This is a genomic window from Enterococcus sp. 4E1_DIV0656, from assembly GCF_002140695.1.
GTDB classification, from domain to species: domain Bacteria; phylum Bacillota; class Bacilli; order Lactobacillales; family Enterococcaceae; genus Enterococcus_D; species Enterococcus_D entomosocium.
Window position 1 is genome coordinate 1,023,738 of record NZ_NGLF01000001.1, and the last position, 18,386, is coordinate 1,042,123.

19 protein-coding genes and 1 other annotated feature are annotated in these 18,386 nt (G+C 45.3%); of the genes, 18 read left to right on the forward strand and 1 reads right to left on the reverse strand.

Going from position 1 to position 18,386, the window contains the following annotated elements; genetic code table 11:
* Positions 1 to 42 precede the first annotated feature (42 nt).
* The 12 genes from A5882_RS04835 to A5882_RS04890 all read left to right on the forward strand — a co-directional run bounded on the left by A5882_RS04835 (position 43) and on the right by A5882_RS04890 (position 10,344).
* Positions 43 to 552 (forward strand): dUTP diphosphatase, encoded by a 510-nt coding sequence (locus A5882_RS04835; RefSeq protein WP_005232909.1) that lies wholly within the window; start codon positions 43 to 45, stop codon positions 550 to 552.
* A gap of 44 nt (positions 553 to 596) precedes the next feature.
* Positions 597 to 1,967, forward strand: coding sequence for a DNA repair protein RadA (radA, locus tag A5882_RS04840; RefSeq protein ID WP_005226394.1), 1,371 nt, complete (start codon positions 597 to 599; stop codon positions 1,965 to 1,967).
* 163 nt (positions 1,968 to 2,130) lie between these two features.
* Positions 2,131 to 3,270: a PIN/TRAM domain-containing protein gene (locus tag A5882_RS04845; protein ID WP_005232908.1), complete on the forward strand. Its 1,140-nt coding sequence runs from the start codon at positions 2,131 to 2,133 to the stop codon at positions 3,268 to 3,270.
* A gap of 169 nt (positions 3,271 to 3,439) precedes the next feature.
* Entirely contained in the window at positions 3,440 to 4,897 is a 1,458-nt protein-coding gene (gene gltX / locus A5882_RS04850; RefSeq protein ID WP_086372485.1) for a glutamate--tRNA ligase, read from the forward strand.
* Positions 4,894 to 5,092, forward strand: a binding site (T-box leader). (Overlaps the previous gene by 4 nt.)
* A gap of 65 nt (positions 5,093 to 5,157) precedes the next feature.
* Complete coding sequence (gene epsC, locus A5882_RS04855; RefSeq protein WP_061054472.1) at positions 5,158 to 5,694, forward strand: serine O-acetyltransferase EpsC; 537 nt, start codon at positions 5,158 to 5,160, stop codon at positions 5,692 to 5,694.
* Positions 5,687 to 7,099, forward strand: coding sequence for a cysteine--tRNA ligase (gene cysS, locus A5882_RS04860; protein WP_016619443.1), 1,413 nt, complete (start codon positions 5,687 to 5,689; stop codon positions 7,097 to 7,099). Before epsC ends, cysS begins: the two co-directional genes overlap by 8 nt.
* A complete protein-coding gene (locus A5882_RS04865) occupies positions 7,096 to 7,518 on the forward strand; it encodes a Mini-ribonuclease 3 (RefSeq protein WP_005232904.1) in 423 nt (140 codons plus the stop codon). Before cysS ends, A5882_RS04865 begins: the two co-directional genes overlap by 4 nt.
* Positions 7,484 to 8,323: a 23S rRNA (guanosine(2251)-2'-O)-methyltransferase RlmB gene (gene rlmB, locus A5882_RS04870; RefSeq protein WP_005232903.1), complete on the forward strand. Its 840-nt coding sequence runs from the start codon at positions 7,484 to 7,486 to the stop codon at positions 8,321 to 8,323. Before A5882_RS04865 ends, rlmB begins: the two co-directional genes overlap by 35 nt.
* Positions 8,320 to 8,838 carry an NYN domain-containing protein gene (locus tag A5882_RS04875; RefSeq protein WP_005232902.1) on the forward strand — a complete coding sequence of 173 codons (519 nt, stop codon included), beginning with the start codon at positions 8,320 to 8,322 and terminating at the stop codon, positions 8,836 to 8,838. Before rlmB ends, A5882_RS04875 begins: the two co-directional genes overlap by 4 nt.
* Positions 8,839 to 8,933: 95 nt before the next feature.
* Positions 8,934 to 9,497 (forward strand): sigma-70 family RNA polymerase sigma factor, encoded by a 564-nt coding sequence (locus A5882_RS04880; RefSeq protein WP_005232901.1) that lies wholly within the window; start codon positions 8,934 to 8,936, stop codon positions 9,495 to 9,497.
* An 87-nt stretch (positions 9,498 to 9,584) separates the two neighbouring features.
* Positions 9,585 to 9,830, forward strand: coding sequence for a Veg family protein (locus A5882_RS04885; protein WP_005226417.1), 246 nt, complete (start codon positions 9,585 to 9,587; stop codon positions 9,828 to 9,830).
* A gap of 61 nt (positions 9,831 to 9,891) precedes the next feature.
* Positions 9,892 to 10,344, forward strand: coding sequence for a GNAT family N-acetyltransferase (locus A5882_RS04890; protein WP_086298923.1), 453 nt, complete (start codon positions 9,892 to 9,894; stop codon positions 10,342 to 10,344).
* 96 nt (positions 10,345 to 10,440) lie between these two features.
* On the opposite strand, the gene mscL is transcribed toward A5882_RS04890, so the two are convergent.
* The gene (gene mscL / locus A5882_RS04895; RefSeq protein ID WP_005232898.1) at positions 10,441 to 10,887 is read right to left on the reverse strand and encodes a large conductance mechanosensitive channel protein MscL; all 447 of its coding nucleotides are present in this window, start codon (positions 10,885 to 10,887) and stop codon (positions 10,441 to 10,443) included.
* A gap of 161 nt (positions 10,888 to 11,048) precedes the next feature.
* Between mscL and A5882_RS04900 the strand changes: the two genes are divergently transcribed.
* From A5882_RS04900 to recA, 6 genes are all read left to right on the forward strand, one after another.
* On the forward strand, positions 11,049 to 12,317 hold the full coding sequence (locus tag A5882_RS04900; protein ID WP_005232897.1) for a pitrilysin family protein: 1,269 nt from the start codon (positions 11,049 to 11,051) through the stop codon (positions 12,315 to 12,317).
* On the forward strand, positions 12,310 to 13,608 hold the full coding sequence (locus A5882_RS04905; RefSeq protein ID WP_005232896.1) for a pitrilysin family protein: 1,299 nt from the start codon (positions 12,310 to 12,312) through the stop codon (positions 13,606 to 13,608). Before A5882_RS04900 ends, A5882_RS04905 begins: the two co-directional genes overlap by 8 nt.
* A 464-nt stretch (positions 13,609 to 14,072) precedes the next feature.
* The gene (locus tag A5882_RS04910; protein ID WP_005232895.1) at positions 14,073 to 14,975 is read left to right on the forward strand and encodes a helix-turn-helix domain-containing protein; all 903 of its coding nucleotides are present in this window, start codon (positions 14,073 to 14,075) and stop codon (positions 14,973 to 14,975) included.
* A 132-nt stretch (positions 14,976 to 15,107) separates the two neighbouring features.
* A complete protein-coding gene (pgsA, locus tag A5882_RS04915) occupies positions 15,108 to 15,689 on the forward strand; it encodes a CDP-diacylglycerol--glycerol-3-phosphate 3-phosphatidyltransferase (RefSeq protein WP_042890631.1) in 582 nt (193 codons plus the stop codon).
* 127 nt (positions 15,690 to 15,816) lie between these two features.
* The gene (locus A5882_RS04920; protein WP_005232893.1) at positions 15,817 to 17,055 is read left to right on the forward strand and encodes a competence/damage-inducible protein A; all 1,239 of its coding nucleotides are present in this window, start codon (positions 15,817 to 15,819) and stop codon (positions 17,053 to 17,055) included.
* Positions 17,056 to 17,157: 102 nt separating this feature from the next.
* Positions 17,158 to 18,201, forward strand: a complete 1,044-nt coding sequence (recA, locus tag A5882_RS04925; RefSeq protein ID WP_008376737.1) for a recombinase RecA — start codon at positions 17,158 to 17,160, stop codon at positions 18,199 to 18,201.
* Positions 18,202 to 18,386: the final 185 nt, after the last annotated feature.

The following is an 18,386-nucleotide window of genomic DNA, read 5'->3' on the forward strand; positions in this document are numbered from 1 at the left end:
CCTATGCTAAAATAGCTATATGTTTTATTATTGGAGGAACCCATGAAATTACGAGGATTTGAAATTATTACATCATATAAAGAAAAAAGCATCACCTTGCCTCAACGTGCCACCCATCATGCGGCTGGTTATGACTTTGAAGCCGCGGAAGAAATCGTGGTGCCAAGCATTTGGAAAGCGGGCGTGATCGATGGGGTCAAAGCGCTTTTTGCGAAAGAGACCGCAAAACAGTTGAAGCCAACCTTGATTCCCACTGGGATCAAAGCCTATATGGGGGAAGACGAGTATTTGCAGCTGACAAATCGTTCCAGCAATCCTTTGAAACGTTTCTTAGTCTTGACGAATGGTGTCGGCGTCATCGACAGCGATTACTATGACAATCCAGATAATGAAGGGCATATTATGTTCCAGTTTACTAATTTCGGCCCCACAGATGTCGTCATTAAAAAAGGCGAGCGGATCGGCCAAGGAATTTTCTTGCCGTTCTTAAAAGCTGATCAAGATACAACCACTGCCAGCCGAACCGGCGGCTTTGGCTCCTCGAATCAGTAAATCCTGCCTGGGGGTCTGTTTGATAGAAGTAGTGGAGGAGATCAATGGCAAAAAAAGCAAAAAGTCAATTTGTCTGTCAAAATTGCGGGTATAGTTCCCCTAAATATTTAGGAAAATGCCCCAATTGCGGCAGCTGGAATTCAATGGTAGAAGAAGTGATCCAAGAAACCGCTGATCGTCGTGTACGTACGACATTGACGGGGCAAAAGATGCAGCCGACGAAAATTGCCGATGTCGTACCGAAAAAAGAACCGCGGGTCCAAACGAAACTCGCTGAGTTGAATCGCGTCTTAGGCGGCGGCGTGGTCCCAGGTTCCTTAATTTTGATCGGTGGGGATCCCGGGATCGGAAAATCGACGCTGCTCTTGCAAGTTTCCCAGCAATTAGCAGCGATCGGCGGAACGGTCTTGTATGTGTCAGGAGAAGAAAGTGCCGAGCAGATCAAAATGCGGGCGCAGCGCTTAGGCGCCATCGACACGGAATTTTATCTCTATGGGGAAACGGACATGTCAGAGATCAGTAAAGCGATCGAAAACATCCGCCCAGATTATGTGATCATCGATTCGATCCAAACCATGACCCAACCGGATATCACCAGTGTGGCAGGCAGTGTCAGCCAAGTGCGAGAAACGACCGCAGAATTGCTGAAAATCGCTAAAACCAATGGCATCGCCATCTTTATCGTTGGCCACGTGACGAAGGAAGGCTCGATCGCAGGACCGCGGATGCTGGAGCACATGGTGGATACCGTCTTGTATTTCGAAGGCGAAAAGCACCACAGCTTTCGGATTTTGCGGGCCGTCAAAAACCGCTTTGGGTCCACCAATGAGATCGGGATTTTTGAAATGGAAGAAGGCGGGTTGAAAGAAGTCGCCAATCCGTCACAAGTCTTTTTGGAAGAACGCTTAGAAGGCGCAACCGGATCGGCGATCGTAGTGGCAATGGAAGGCAGTCGGCCAATCTTGGTGGAGATCCAAGCATTGGTCACGCCAACGATGTTCGGCAATGCCAAACGCACGACGACGGGGCTAGACTTCAACCGGGTCTCGCTGATCATGGCGGTTTTAGAAAAACGGGCAGGTTTGCTGCTGCAAAATCAAGATGCCTACTTAAAAGCAGCCGGCGGGGTCAAATTAAATGAACCCGCGATCGATCTAGCGATCGCTGTTAGTATCGCCTCCAGCTATAAAGAAAAAGGCACCAGCCCGACGGAGTGTTTTATCGGTGAAATTGGCTTGACGGGTGAGATTCGCCGAGTCAATGCGATCGAACAACGGGTCAAAGAGGTGCAGAAACTGGGCTTTACAAAAGTTTATTTGCCTAAAAACAATCTGACTGGTTGGCAGCCGCCAAAAGGCATCGAAGTCGAAGGCGTGTCTACCTTAGCCGAAACCTTACGGAAAGTCTTCCGTTAAAGTGGAGTCACTGCAAGAGCAAGGGGCAATCTCCCTTCCTCTTGCCCTGACGCTGCTGGTTCATTCATTGAACCAACCGACAGCCGCTGACTGGTGGAAGGAGTCAGTTTGGCAGCACGGATTTTTGAACAAAAGAAACCTACTGGAGTATGGAGGAACATGTATGCAGAAACGAGTCATTACCGCACTAATGGTACTTGCCGGTGCAAGTCTAGGGATCTCACTGATGCCCATCGCATGGCAAGCCATTGGGCAAACCCAAAATGAATGGCTGAATAATAACATCACTAATAGTTTGCTTGGAGCCCTTATTTTCTTTTTATTATCTTTACTATTAGCGAAATATATTGCAGCCGGTATTCGCAAAATTGAAGAAAAACTAAGTGAATTGAGCTTAACCTATCTCTTGTTTGGCGCAATTGGTTCGATCATCGGTCTGATGATCGGTGTGATCGTGTCGATTCCTTTTTACAATTGGGATATTCCTTTTATCAACGGGATCGCCCCAATCTTAGTGATGGTCCTGTTAGGGTATCTCGGTTTTCAGATCGGGACGACACGGATCGATGAATGGAAAAAAGTCTTTGCCCCGAAAAACAAAAAGGCAGAGCCTCAAGAGCAAGATGAACAGCAGATGCTAGAAAGAAAAATCGCGGACCATTTCCACAAATACAAAATTTTGGATACCAGCGTGATCATTGATGGCCGGATCTATGATATTGCCAAAACCGGCTTTTTGGAAGGCGTCCTGCTGATCCCGAATTTCGTTTTGTATGAATTGCAATACATCGCAGATTCTGGCGATAGTTTGAAACGGGTCCGGGGCCGTCGCGGCTTGGATATTTTGAATGCTTTGCAAAAAGAAGAAGGCATCGCAGTTGAGATGTACGAAGGCGATTTTGAAGACATTTCCGAAGTCGACAGCAAGCTGATCAAGTTAGCGAAATTGCTGGATGGTGTCGTTGTGACTAATGACTACAATTTAAACAAAGTTTCTGAATTTCAAAATGTGCCGGTCTTGAATATCAATGCGTTGGCCAATGCGGTCAAACCAGTGGTGATTCCAGGAGAAAGCATGCACGTCTTAGTAGTGAAAGCTGGCACGGAGCGGCAGCAAGGGGTCGCTTATCTAGATGACGGGACGATGGTCGTGGTGGAAGATGGCCAGCATTACATGAACGAACACATCGAAGTGATCGTCACCAGCGCCTTGCAAACGGCAGCTGGGCGGATGATTTTTGCCAAACCAGCCCATTCTGGTCGCGGCATCGACAACAAAGAAGGATCAAAATCAGAGAAATAATCCTCGGCAGCTGGCGTAAAATATGCCAGCTGCCTTTACTAATTGGGTTATTGATTGTACAATTCAACTTGAGGGTTCTGTTTTTTACGCGGGTCTTTCCCACTAAACTGAACAATAAGCCCCAAGCAGCTTGGCTGGCTTGGAAATCAGATGAAGGAAGAGGAAAACAATGACAAAAGTACGTGTACGTTACGCGCCAAGTCCAACAGGACATTTACACATCGGGAATGCTCGGACGGCTTTATTCAATTATTTGTTTGCTCGTCACAATGACGGTGAATTTATTATCCGAATCGAAGACACCGATCAAAAAAGAAACATTGAAGATGGTGAAAAAAGCCAGCTTGAAAACTTGCAATGGTTAGGGATGGATTGGGACGAATCACCTGAAAATCCAGGGGAATATGGGCCGTATCGTCAATCAGAACGCGGCGATATCTACCAACCACTGGTCGATCAATTGCTCGCAAGTAATCGTGCGTATAAGTGTTATTGTACGGAAGAAGAGTTGGAAGCCGAACGCGAAGGCCAAAGAACGCGTGGCGAAATGCCTCATTATGCAGGGAAATGTGCCAACTTAACACCGGAAGAGCAAGCCGAAAAAGAAGCACAAGGCTTGAAACCAGTGATTCGTTTCCGTGTCTCTCGCAATACTGAATACAAATTCCATGACATGGTCAAAGGCGAGATCGTTTTTGAATCAGATAATGTCGGTGGCGATTTTGTCATCCAAAAACGTGATGGCATGCCGACCTACAACTTTGCAGTAGCAGTGGATGACCATCATATGAAAATCACCCATGTGTTGCGTGGAGATGACCACATCGCCAACACACCAAAACAGTTGATGATCTATGAAGCATTTGGCTGGCAAGCACCGGAATTCGGGCATATGACGTTGATCATCAATAGCGAAACTGGGAAAAAATTAAGCAAACGGGACGAATCGATTCTACAATTCATCGAGCAATACCGTGAATTGGGTTATTTGCCAGATGCTATGTTCAACTTTATTGCACTTTTAGGCTGGTCACCAGTTGGGGAGGAAGAAATTTTCTCTCAAGAAGAATTGATCAAAATCTTTGATCCTGAACGGTTGAGCAAATCACCAGCTGCCTTCGATGCCAAGAAATTGGAATGGGTCAATAACCAATACATGAAACAAATGGATTTGGATGAATTGACGGCAATGTGCGTTCCTTACTTGGTAAAAGCTGGCCGCATCGAAGAAACATTGACCGAAGAAAAAGCTGCTTGGTTGAAAAAAATCGTATCCTTGTATCAACCACAAATGAGTTTTGCGGCTCAAATCGTCGATCTTTCGGAATTGTTCTTCGAAGAACATCCTGAATTAGATGATGCAGCCAAAGAAGTCTTGGCAGGGGAAACCGTACCGACGGTTTTAACAGCATTTAAAGAAAAATTGCTGGCGATGCCAGTCGTAGAAGCTGCAGCAGTCAAAGCAGCTATCAAGGAGATCCAAAAAGAAACAGGCATCAAAGGCAAGAATTTATTCATGCCGATCCGAGTGGCAGTCTCAGGCCAAACCCATGGACCAGAACTACCGGATACCGTTGAATTATTAGGGAAAGAAAAAGCCCTTGATCATTTGAATAACGTGTTATAAACACAGCGAATAGACGAAGTACTAGCCGATTTTTTTCAGAGAGGCCACGGAAGGTGAGAGTGGTCAAAAAAGGCTAGGAAATGCACCTAGGAGTGGCTTTGGCGCAAGTCAAAGACGAAGCAGCGGACGTTACCCGCTTGAAGGCAGTGCCGAACTGCGAACAAAAGTGGGACCACGCAAAAAAGCGTCTTTTGAATAAGGAAACTTATTTGAAAGACGCTTTTTTCGTATCAAGAAGTTTGGATAAAGCAGGTGAGAAGATGACTTGGTTCAAAAAAGCAATTGCGGCAACAAAAAAACACGATCCGTCGGTGCGATCAACGTTGGAGATCATCATCACGTATCCGGGATTCCATGCCTTATTTTGGCATCGTTGGGCGCACTTTTTGTTTCAGCATCGCTGGTATTTTTTGGCAAAACTGACGGCCCAGTTTTGGCGTTTCTTGACCGGGATCGAGATTCATCCTGGTGCCCAGATCGGTCAAGGGGTCTTTATCGATCATGGGATGGGGGTCGTGATTGGGGAAACGGCGATCATTGAAGATGATGTCGTCTTGTTTCACGGAGTCACCCTGGGGGGAACCGGCAAAGAGCGGGGCAAGCGTCATCCCACGGTTAAAACCGGTGCGTTTCTCTCAGCCCATGCGCAGATCTTAGGTCCTGTCACGATCGGTGAGCGTGCAAAGATCGGCGCCAATGCAGTGGTTTTGAAGGATATCCCCGCAGAAGCAACTGCTGTCGGCATCCCGGCAAAGATCGTTCGAATCAAAGGAAAGAAGGTTACCCACGATGATTAAAATCTATAATACGCTGACACGAGAAAAAGAAGTGTTTCAGCCATTGGAAGAAAAGAAAGTAAAAATGTATGTTTGCGGACCCACCGTCTATAACTATATCCATATCGGGAATGGCCGCAGTACTGTTTCATTTGATACCGTACGTCGTTATTTCGAATACCGCGGCTATACAGTGGACTATTTGATGAATTTTACCGATGTCGATGATAAAATCATTCGTGCAGCAAAAGAATTAGGTACGACGGCCCCAGAAGTGGCAGAGCGTTTTATCAACGCCTTCAATGAAGATACTGCAGCGCTGAATGTCAAACCTGCTACGATGAATCCTCGTGTGATGGATCATATTGAAGACATCATTGCCTTTATTGCTGCTCTTGTAGAAAAAGGCTATGCCTATCCAGTCAATGGCGATGTTTATTACCGTACCCGTAAATTTGCTCACTATGGGCAATTAAGCGACCAATCCATCGACGAGCTGGAAGTCGGCGCAAGCCAGCGAACCGGTGAAGAACAAAAAATCAAGGAAGATCCGTTGGATTTTGCTTTGTGGAAAGCGGCAAAAGGCGATGAGATCGCTTGGGAATCTCCTTGGGGAGCCGGCCGTCCCGGCTGGCATATCGAATGCTCGGTGATGGCGACCAAACACCTAGGCGAGACCATCGATATTCATGGAGGCGGACAAGACTTGACCTTCCCTCATCATGAAAATGAGATCGCCCAAAGCGAGGCAAAAACCGGCAAGACCTTTGCCAACTATTGGATGCATAATGGCTATGTGACGATCGGTGAAGACGAAGAAAAAATGAGTAAGTCGCTGGGCAACTTCGTCACGGTGCATGAGATGGTCAAAAAAGTTGATCCACAGGTGCTGCGTTTCTTTTTGGCAACGACTCAGTACCGCCGACCAATCAAATACAGCGAGACTACCTTGCATGAAGCACAAACCAATCTGCAAAAATTGCGTACGACCTATGAAAATGCCAAATTTCGCTTGAATAGCAGTCACTATCAAGCCAGCGATGAGGAAGTCAATGCACCGGTTCTGGAAGAATTTGAAGAACGTTTCATCAAAGAAATGGACGATGATTTCAACGCGGCTAATGGGATCACAGTGGTCTATGAATTGGCGAAGTGGCTGAACTTAGCTAGCGAAGACCCAGAAACAGACTTGGCTTTATTAACCGCTGGATTAGCCAAGTTCAGCGAATGGCTGACGATTTTCGGGATTTATTTTGTATCAGAAGAATTGCTAGATGAAGAAATCGAACAGCTGATCAATGAACGAATCGCCGCCCGCAAAGCCAAAGATTTTGCCCGCAGCGACCAAATCCGTGATGAGTTGAAAGAACAAGGGATCATCTTAGAAGATACCCCGCAAGGAACCCGATGGAGACGAGAAATATGAGAGATTATAAACAATTGAATGGTTTGGCATTGGCCTATGTGGGGGATGCGGTCTATGAAGTCTATATTCGCGATTATTTAGTCGCCCAAGGCCAAACCCGACCAAACCAACTGCACCATATGGCGACCCACTATGTATCTGCCAAGGCCCAAGCAGCGTTGATCCAAAAGATGTTGGATGAAGAGATCTTGACCGAAGAAGAACATGATTTTTATCGCCGCGGCCGTAATAGTAAAAGTCATACGGGTGCCAAAAATGCCGATGTCACGACGTATCGCATCGCTACTGGCTTTGAATCGCTGATCGGGTATTTGCACCTCACGCAGCAAAAAGAACGCTTAGACGAGCTGGTAGACTGGTGTATAAAGAAAGTAGGAGAAGAAGATGCGAGAAAAACCGCAAAGAAAGCGTCCAAATAAAAAAACAGCTGGCCAATCAGAAGCTAGAAAAGAAAATAGACCGGATCGCCGCAAAGAAGCCGAGGGAGAAGCCATCGAAGATAATTTTGTCTTTGGCTATCATGCGGTTGCTGAAGCCTTGAAAGAAGGGCGAGGCAACAAGCTGTTTCTTTCTGAAGAGGCAAGGGGAGAAAAGATCGATCGTCTGAAAGAAATGGCACGGGAACAGGCAGTTCCTGTCAAATGGGTGCCAAAACAAAAGCTGGATACGATGAGTGACCAAGGGGTCCATCAAGGCATGATCTTGGCGATCACCCCTTACCAGTATTTGACCTTGGATGAATTGTTGGCCCAAACGAAAGAACAGCCGCTGTATCTGATTTTAGATAATCTAGAAGATCCCCATAATTTCGGCTCCATCATGCGAACCGCTGATGCCAGCGGCGTAGACGGGATCATCATTCCGAAACACCGTGCGGTGGGGATCACGCCGATCGTGGTGAAAACATCGACCGGCGCAGTGGAACATATCCCTGTGGCTCGAGTGACCAACTTGACCCAAGCAGTCCAGCAGCTGAAAAAAGCTGGTTTTTGGATCTTCGGTACTGATATGAGCGGCAGTGATTACCGTACATGGAATGCCCAAGGGGCGGTCGGTTTGATCATCGGTAACGAAGGTCGCGGCATGGGGGAAGGTTTGAAAAAAGAAGTGGATCAAATGCTGACGATCCCAATGACCGGGCACGTGCAGAGCTTGAACGCCAGTGTGGCGGCAGGCTTGTTGATGTATCAGGCCTTTACTAGCCGAAATGGGGCATCCCAATGAAAACCCCTTTGCTGATCGTGGATGGCTACAATATGATTGGCGCTTGGCCGGAGCTGGTTCTTTTGAAAAATCAGGACCGTTTAGAAGATGCGAGAGAAGCTTTGCTGAACCGGCTATCGAATTATGCAAAATATGAAGGCTTGAGAATCATCGTTGTTTTTGATGCCCAACTGGTGCCTGGTGTGACACAAAGTTACACCAAATATCAGCTGGAAGTTATTTTTACCGAAGAAGGAGAGACCGCCGACAGCTACATTGAACGAATCGCTGGTGAGTTAAACAATCGATTGACGCAAGTCACCGTCGCTACCAGCGATTTAGCCGAACAGTGGGTGATCTTCTCTCAAGGTGCCTTACGAACTTCGGCACGGGAATTGTACAAAAGCGTGGAAAAAACGGAAAAAGACATCCACGAGCATCAAACCGATTTGCGGTTTGAAAATTTCCGGCGCAATTCCCCTTGGTCACCGGAACAATTAGCTGAACTTGAAAAGAAATTGCGCGACCTTAGTTAGGGACAAAGTTGGTCTGGTAAATTAGAAGATGTCCCAGCCATTTATGATACGCTCCTTTTGTAGCAAATGAAGCAAAAACAAAAGGAGTGATATCGATGCGCAGGGAAGAAGGACAAGTATCACACCCTTCTGATAGATTTGAAGAGTTGTTCAGAAAATATCGACCGATCGTTGAGATTTTGCATAAAAAATATTATCTGCGGGATTATGACTTAGATGATTGGCTGCAAGAAGGCCGGATCGTTTTTAATAAGTGTCTAAAGACTTACGATCAGGACAAAGGAACGACGCTGGGTATCTTGTTTAAGCGATCCTTTGAAAACCGTATCTGCAGCTTGTTGCGGGCGCAGCATGCCCAAAAACGCAAAGCCCAAGTCGATGCCTGCTCGCTGGAAGAAAAGCTTTCACAAGAAGGCAATCGGTTTTTGACCGATCATAATCGCTGTGCGGAAACTGCAGAGACCTATTTGTTTGTTAATGAATCGTTGGTAGAGTATCCGAAAAGTTTATCGTCTTTAGAAAGAATGGTTATAATGAATTATTTAAAAGGATTAGAACTTGATCAGATTGCGGCTCAAGAAAAGCTGTCTTACGAAAAAATAAAAAGCGCTTTCAGCCGCGGTAGGACAAAATTGATAGCGCTTATCAAAGACGTTTAACAAAAATCTTATTGAAAGTAGAATTATTTTATGGTAAACTTGAAATTTTCTGCATTTCGTGGTATAATGATGCTCGAGGTGAATGCGATGCCAACAACTTTAGCTACAATCAAGAAAGATTTAGAAGGCCGTATCGGTAGTGAGATTATGCTAGTTGCTCAGACTGGACGTAAGCGTCAAACTGAACGTCGCGGCGTTTTGACAGAAACTTATCCTTCAGTTTTTGTTGTAGATTTGGATCCAAACGAGAATTCATTCGAGCGGGTTTCTTATAGTTATTCAGATATTTTAACCAGAACTGTTGAGATTGAATTTTTATCGGAAGCTGTTTGAAACAAAAAGAGTTGACACTTTGTTGACTCTTTTTTGGTTCAACAAGATAAGGAGTGATGGGATGGCGTTTTTTCTAAAAGAGTTAGGGGAAATGACTGGGGTGGAGTTTTATCAACTTGCCCGTTTGCGCACAGCAGTTTTTGTGGTGGAACAAGCGTGTGCGTATCAGGAGATCGATGTGATCGATGCACAGGCCAAACATTTATGGGCCCTTGATGAGGACGGGCAGGTCGTTTCATACGCCCGTATTTTCCAGCAGGAACAAACGGTGCATTTTGGTCGGGTCATTGTGGCACCGGCATACCGGGGGCAAAAAGAAGGCCATCGTCTGATCAAAGAAGTTTTGCATCGCATTGAGCAGTGTTATCCGGCTTTGCCTATTGAGATCGAAGCACAAGCCCACTTAGAAAAATTCTACGGCCAGTATGGCTTTAAAACCATTACACCGCCTTTTTATGAAGACGGGATCCTGCATGTCGGGATGAAAAAAGAAGCAAGCACAGCGACTCTCTAGAGAGGTTCGCCGTGCTTGCTTCTTTTAGCGCTATGATTGATGGATCGGATGAATCCGAATTGCTTCTTTTGTCCTTAATGACAAAGAGCCGGTTTCTTATCTGATCGTATCGTCCAATGATGTTGGACGTGGATCAACGGTGTTGGCAGTAGGCGTTTGCGCTTTTAAAAGATCACGAATCTCTTCTAAATAATCCTCTGCAGTGATTTCTGGTACTTCGTCTTCCTCAGGTTGTTGTTTCAGATTGCGTAATTTGTTCACTGCTTTGACAATCAAGAACAAGACAAATGCGGTAATCAAGAACGTAATAATGGCAGTGATGACGCGGCCAAAATCAAAGACTACATTTTTGGCGGGTTCAAAGACCAAGCCAGAAAAGGCATCGGCGTTACCGAAGAGTGATAAGATCCATGAAACCAATGGTGTCAGCAATCCTTCAACTAAACTAGTGACGATTGCGGTGAAGGCACTCCCGATCACGACCCCGATCGCCAAGTCAATGACGTTTCCTCGTAAAATAAATTCTTTAAATTCTTTAATCATCCTGTATCCTCCCTTCTAAATCTTACTGACAGTATAGCGAAAAATGCAAGATTTATAAAAAAAAACGCTCGCTGCAGCAGGTTTGATCAATGAGCCAAGGAGAAAGTTTGTCAGCTATGCTATAATTGAAGAGATAATTTTGCTTCTAGAAGGGGTGTCACATGTCTATTGAATTAAAAAAAGGTGTTCGGTTAACGGTGCTGCCGACCAAAAAGTATAAAACGATCCGTTTTTTCGTTCGGTTCACTGCACCATTGCAGGCCGAAATGACCGCCAAACGGACTTTATTGACTAGTTTATTAGAAACGACTAGTTTGGCTTATCCGACGCAGACCGCATTTAGCAGTCAACTGGCGGAGCTTTACGGTGCCAGCTTTGGAATGAATGTCAACAAACGGGGCAATCTGCATCAAATCAATGCAGCGATGTCCTTTGTCAACGGGAAGTATGTGTCAGATGAAGCAGTCTTGCCGCAAGCAGCCGCTTTTTTAGCAGAAGTTTTGTTCCATCCGAATGCCCACGAGGAGCAATTTGAGGAAAAGAACTTTACCATCGAAAAGCACAACTTGATCGCCTATATGAACAGCGTGGCAGAAGATAAGCAAGCATTGGCTTCTTTAGGGCTGCAAGAGTTGTATTTCGAAAACGATCAGAATCAGAAGTATCCGAGCTTTGGCCGTCCCCAAGACTTAGAAGCTGTGACCGCAAAAGAGCTTTACCAAACCTATCGCTCAATGATGGACAATGACCAAATCGATCTTTTTGTGATCGGCGATGTGGTTGAAGCAGAAGTCGCGGAGATTTTCCAGAACATGGCCTTTACCGATCGGCCAGACCAAGCAATACCGGTCTTTTATCAGCAAGCGGCGGAAAATATCATTCGCGAGAAAATCTTGCGGGAACCAATCATTCAAGCCAAATTGAACTTAGGCTATCATACTGGCGTGTATTATGACCAAGCCGAGCGGATCGCCTTTATGGTCTTCAACGGGTTGTTTGGCGGATTCCCTCATTCAAAACTGTTTATGAATGTCCGAGAGAAAGAAAGTTTGGCTTATTATGCTTCCAGCAGTATCGATACGTTTCGCGGGTACTTGTCGGTCCAAACAGGAATCGACGGCAAAAACCGCGACAAGGTCTTCAAATTGATCGAACAACAGCTGCAAAGCTTGCAGCGTGGCGAAGTCACAGCGGAAGAACTGGCACAAACAAAAGCGATGTTGAAAAACCAGTACTTGCTTTCGTTGGATAACCCACAAGCACTGATCGAAACAGCCTATCTGAATCAGTGGGTACCGAATACGAAAATGACGGAAGATGAATTTATGCAGAAATTGGCTCAAGTGACCGTAGCAGATGTCCAAGCATTGGCCAAAAACGTGTCCTTGCAAGCTGTATTCTTCCTGGATAAGGAGACGACCCATGAATAAAAAAGTCTATCAGCAAATCAATGAGACCCTTTATGAAGAAGTATTGCCAAACGGCTTGAAAGTTTATTTGCTGCCAAAAGCCGATTTCCATAAAACTTACGGACTTTTCAGTACGAACTATGGCTCTGTCGACAATCATTTCGGGTTTTCACCCGAAGCATTGCATCAAGTTCCAGATGGCATTGCCCATTTTCTAGAGCACAAACTGTTTGAAAAAGAAGACGGCGATGTCTTTCAAACCTTTGGTCAGCAGGGGGCTTCTGCCAATGCCTTTACCAGTTTCACGAAAACCAGCTACCTTTTTTCGGCAACCGATCAAATCAAGCTGAACCTTGAAACGTTGATCGATTTCGTTCAAGCCCCGTATTTCACAGAAGAAACCGTCGAAAAAGAAAAAGGGATCATTGGCCAAGAAATCCAAATGTATGATGACGATCCGAACTGGCAGCAGTTTTTCGGCATCATCAAAAATTTGTATCCGAAGCACCCCCTGCATATCGATATCGCTGGTACGGTGGAAAGCATTGCGCAGATCACCGCAGAAGACTTGTATCTTTGCTACAATACCTTCTATCACCCAAGCAACATGACACTTTTTGTGGTAGGCAACATCGATCCGGAAGAAACGATGGCGTGGATTCGGACCAATCAAGCGGCCAAGACCTTTCCAGAAACGCAAGCGATCATTCGCCAGTTTCCTGAAGAAACCTTTGCCGATATTCAAGCAGAATCAAGCCTTACCATGCCAGTGACACGTGCTAAAGGCGTGTTAGGGATCAAAGGGGACTTGAACAAACTGCCGGAATCAGGAAGAGAGCTCTTACGCTTCAAAAATGCGTTGAACCTTTTCTGCCAATTGGTTTTAGGCAATACTTCCGCCAATTATTTGCGTCTGTATGATCAAGGCATCATCGATGACACGTTTGGATTTGAAGTGAACTTGGATCGCGGCTTTTACTTTGCCGATTTCTCGGGGGATTCTGAAGAGCCAAAAGAAATGTTGGCAGAGATCGAAGCGATCTTAATGAATTTCCAGCACGACCCAGAGATTAATGAAGAAAACTTGACGTTATTGAAGAAGAAAATGCTAGGGAAATATTTCCAATCACTGAACTCATTGGAGTTTATTGCAAACCAGTTTACCCAAAGCTTATTCGGTGAAACGACGCTCTTTGATCTACCGGAGGTGATCCAATCGATCACTTTGGAAGATGTTCAGCAAGCGGCTCGTTCCTTTATCGATCCTAAAGCGTTTAGCCGTTTTTACATGTATCCAACGGAAAAAGCCTAAGCGAAGGCTGGTTTTGTCAAACAGCTGTCATTTAAGCGACACTGAATGATTCAAGGAGGAAGGCCCAACAGCTCAAGGGCTGCCCAACTCCTAGATCATTCAGTGTTTTCTTTTTGCGTCAAAGGGTGGTTTTTTCTTGCATTTTGATGCCAATTTGGCGAAAAGTATTAAAATTTGTTTGCGAGTTGTGGTTAGGCTATCCTCAGACTTTTTCTTTTATGGTATTCTTTAATTATTGAAGCAAAATCTTTTTTTGTTTTTTTGCAAAAAATCACGGAAAAAATGTTATATTTAGTAGACGGCGCGCCCAGATGGAAATCGGCGTGACGGAGTTTTTTTTATTGACTGATACAGGGAACCCCTGTTTTAAAATGATAGAGCAGCTTTGCTGACCTTACGACAAGCAGCGCAGCGATTTTAGGGCTTTTTTTAAAGATGAATAAAAGACTGGAGTAGATGATCGAGTGGCCAACGAAACAACGATTGGAGCAAAATTACGGCAAGCCCGTTTAGATAAGAACATTTCATTGATTGAATTACAACAAATGACAAAGATCCAAAAACGCTATTTAGAAGCAATTGAAGCGGAGCGTTTTGATCAATTGCCAGGCACTTTTTATGTCCGCGCGTTTATTCGCCAATATGCAGCAGCGGTTGGAGAAGACGGCGACAAATTGGTGGCCGTTTTTGATGGCAAAGATACGTTAGACGCCCCCTTACCAAAAAGACCGCAGCCTGAAACCGTCAGCGGCTCACGAAAAGCACAGCACGTAGAAGAAAAAAGCGGCTCATTTGTCGTCCGCTATTTGCCGATGATTCTATTAGGCCTGGTTGCCATTACGATCGTGAGTATCGTGGGCTACATGGCTTGGCAAGACCGTAATACAACACCGATGATCCAAGGGAGTTCTTCTCTCGTGGTAGAAAATTCGGCGTCTACAGCTTCCACCACGACAAGTACGGAAGAAACCAGTACTTCGAGTGAAGCGACGGAGTCCTCAAGTACGACGGAATCCAGCGAAGCGAAAATGACGATGACGGCTAGCGATTCCACGCAATCCTCGATCACGATCACGATGAAAGATGCGGAAAACCCTATTGAATTGGCATTTACTGGGCTAGATGCTTCTTGTTGGGTCGGTGTACAAGTTGACAATGCTTATGTGTACCAATACACTCTACAAGCAGGGGAAACGCAATCAATGACGCTGCCAGAAGGCGCCACGAATGCGACTTTGACCCTGGGAGCAAGCCAAAATATCTCCATCAAGGCCAATGGACAGGAAGTGGACTTTTCTGATCCGCAATTTGAATTGTTACAAAAGACGGTCCGTCTCGTGATTGAATACCAAGACGATGCGGCATAAATCTGACAAATGCGCCTTATTGAGGTATCATTAGCTAAAAAGTTATCTGTTGCACCCGACTGGTGAAAAGCAGAAGTAGTGGCATGATTTGCCGTTATTTCGTACAATAGTCGGCAGAGAGGAGTCTATTTCGTGAATTTACCCAATCAATTAACTGTATTACGAATCATTATGATCCCCATCTTTATTTTGGTCTTGGTTTTGCCGATCGATCTTGGCACGATGACCGTTGGTACGACACAATTAGAAAACACGCACCTTATTGCAGCGATCCTTTTTGCGGCAGCCAGCATTACGGACTGGCTAGATGGCAAGATCGCTCGTTCCAGAGGCCTTGTTACCAACTTCGGGAAGTTTGCTGACCCGTTAGCAGATAAAATGCTCGTCATGACGGCTTTTATCATGCTGGTCGAATTAAACAAAGCCCCAGGCTGGGTAGTTTCGATCATCGTTTGCCGTGAGTTGGCAGTGACAGGTTTACGCTTGTTGTTAGTGGAACAAAGCGGCGAAGTCATGGCTGCTGCGTGGCCGGGGAAAATCAAAACCGCGACACAAATGGTTGCGATCATTTTCTTGTTCTTGAACAACATTCCCTTTTCAATGATCGGTTTACCTGTCGATCAAATCATGTTGTATCTATGCTTGATCTTCACGATCTATTCCGGGGTCGATTATTTCATAAAAAATACGAATGTTTTTAAAGATTCTATGTAAAATTTCTAGATCTAGATAAAGAAGCGATAAAAACAAGGATACAAGTCACGAAAGTTCAGAAGTTTTCTGGACTTTTTTTGTCAATATGAAAGACTTTTACGTATCTGATAAATGAAGGAGTAAAAGAATGAAAGCAGAAATTATTGCAGTCGGGACCGAATTACTTTTAGGACAGGTGGTGAATACGAACGCGACCTTCTTGTCAGAAGAACTGGCAAGTCTAGGGATCGATGTTTTTTATCATAGTGTTGTCGGGGACAACCCCAATCGCTTAGAGGAATTGCTGACGATCGCCGACAAACGCAGCGACTTGATCGTGCTGTGCGGCGGCTTAGGGCCCACCGACGATGACTTGACGAAACAAGTCACTGCGCGCCATGTGGGACAGGAATTAGTGCGAGATGAACCAGGTTATCACCAATTGAAAGCCTTCTTTGAAAATAGTCAACGGAGGATGACGGAAAACAATTTGCGGCAGACCTTAGTCTTCAAAGACGGTGTGTCTTTGCCAAATCCCAATGGACTAGCGATCGGGATTTTTTATCAGACAGCCGCTACCAGTTATTTGCTGCTGCCAGGACCGCCAAGTGAACTGCAGGCGATGTTTCTTACCCACGCAAAACCACTTCTGTTAGAGCAGTTTCCCCAAGAAGAAGTCTTGCTTTCTCGCGTTTTGCGCTATTACGGGATCGGAGAATCGGCGTTGGTCACAGAATTGGCCGATTTGATCGAGAACCAAGTCAATCCCACCATCGCCCCTTATGCCAAACCCAATGAGGTCACATTGCGTCTGACGGTCAAAACCGCAGATGAGGCGCAAGGAATCAAACAATTGGATGCATTAGAAGAAACCGTCCAAGCACGGGTCGGTGCGTATTTCTATGGATATGGGGAACAAAATTCGCTGGCAGAAACAGTCGTCGATCTACTAATCGAGAAAAAGAAAACCGTCACCGCAGCGGAAAGTTTGACCGCTGGTTTGTTTCAAGCGACCCTAGGAGGGATTCCTGGCGTCTCTGAGGTGTTTCCCGGTGGGTTCGTGACATATTCTGCTGGAACAAAAAGCAAGCTCTTAGGCATCGATTCAGCGCTTTTAGAAAGCTATGGGACTGTTAGTCAGGAGTGTGCGGAAGCAATGGCCGTCTATGCCCGCAAACAAGCAGAGACCGATTATGCGGTGGCCTTCACCGGTGTTGCTGGTCCAGACGAATTAGAAGGCCAGCCCAAAGGCACTGTTTGGATCGCCTTAGCTTCTGACAAAGGCGTCTCAAGCCAGCTGTATCACTTCAACCGCGACCGCGCCTATATTCGGCATAGTGCTGTCATGGCAGGCTTAAATCAAATACGTAAGGAATTATTAAATTAATGCGAATGTTTGTTCGTTTTTTCTTGCAATTTCCCTTCAGAAGGACTATTATTATCTTATGAACGACACACGAAAGTGATGAATATAAGGAGGATTATCCGTTTGGCAGATGATCGTAAAGCAGCCTTAGATGCTGCACTAAAGAAGATTGAAAAGAACTATGGTAAAGGTGCCATCATGAAGCTTGGCGAAAAAGTTGATCAACAAATTTCAACGATCCCAAGTGGTTCATTGGCCTTGGATGTTGCATTAGGTGTAGGTGGTTACCCACGAGGACGGATCGTAGAAGTTTACGGCCCAGAAAGTTCTGGTAAAACGACAGTTGCTTTACATGCCATTGCGGAAGTCCAAAAAAATGGCGGAACAGCAGCATTTATCGATGCCGAACATGCGTTAGATCCTCAGTATGCGCAAAAATTAGGTGTAAATATCGATGATCTTTTGTTATCACAACCAGATACAGGGGAACAAGGATTAGAGATCGCTGACGCCTTAGTTTCAAGTGGTGCGGTTGATATCGTAGTTATTGACTCGGTAGCAGCTTTAGTCCCACGGGCGGAGATCGATGGTGAAATGGGTGATACCCACGTTGGTTTGCAAGCTCGTTTGATGTCACAAGCATTACGGAAACTTTCTGGTTCCATCAACAAAACGAAAACGATCGCGATCTTTATCAACCAAATTCGCGAAAAAGTTGGGATCATGTTTGGGAATCCAGAAACGACACCTGGTGGACGTGCGTTGAAATTCTATTCAACCATCCGTTTGGAAGTACGTCGTGCTGAGCAATTGAAATCCGGTACAGATATCATCGGGAACCGCACGAAGATCAAAGTAGTCAAAAACAAAGTAGCGCCACCATTTAAAGTAGCGGAAGTCGACATGATGTATGGTCTAGGTATTTCACAAGAAGGTGAATTATTGGATATGGCCGTGGAACAAGACATCGTTGATAAAAGCGGTGCGTGGTATGCCTATAAAGGGGATCGCATCGGTCAAGGTCGTGAAAACGCCAAAAACTATATGCGTGAACACCAAGAAATGATGCTAGAAGTTTCTGCTCGCGTCCGCGATGCTTACGGGATTGGAACAGGAGAGACCGTAACCCTCGAGGAAGCGCAAGAAGAATTACCATTAGACGAATAAGTCTTGAAAAGCCAAACAACGAGGTTGTTTGGCTTTTTTGTGGCTTTTTGCTAGATTCATCTATTGTTGAAAAAACATCCGTAAAAAGGAAGGGTTGCGAAAGTTTACTTTATTATTTAAAGTTGACACTCTTGTGTTCAAACATTAGAATAAACGTATGTGGATTTCCACATAAGAAGTAGCGA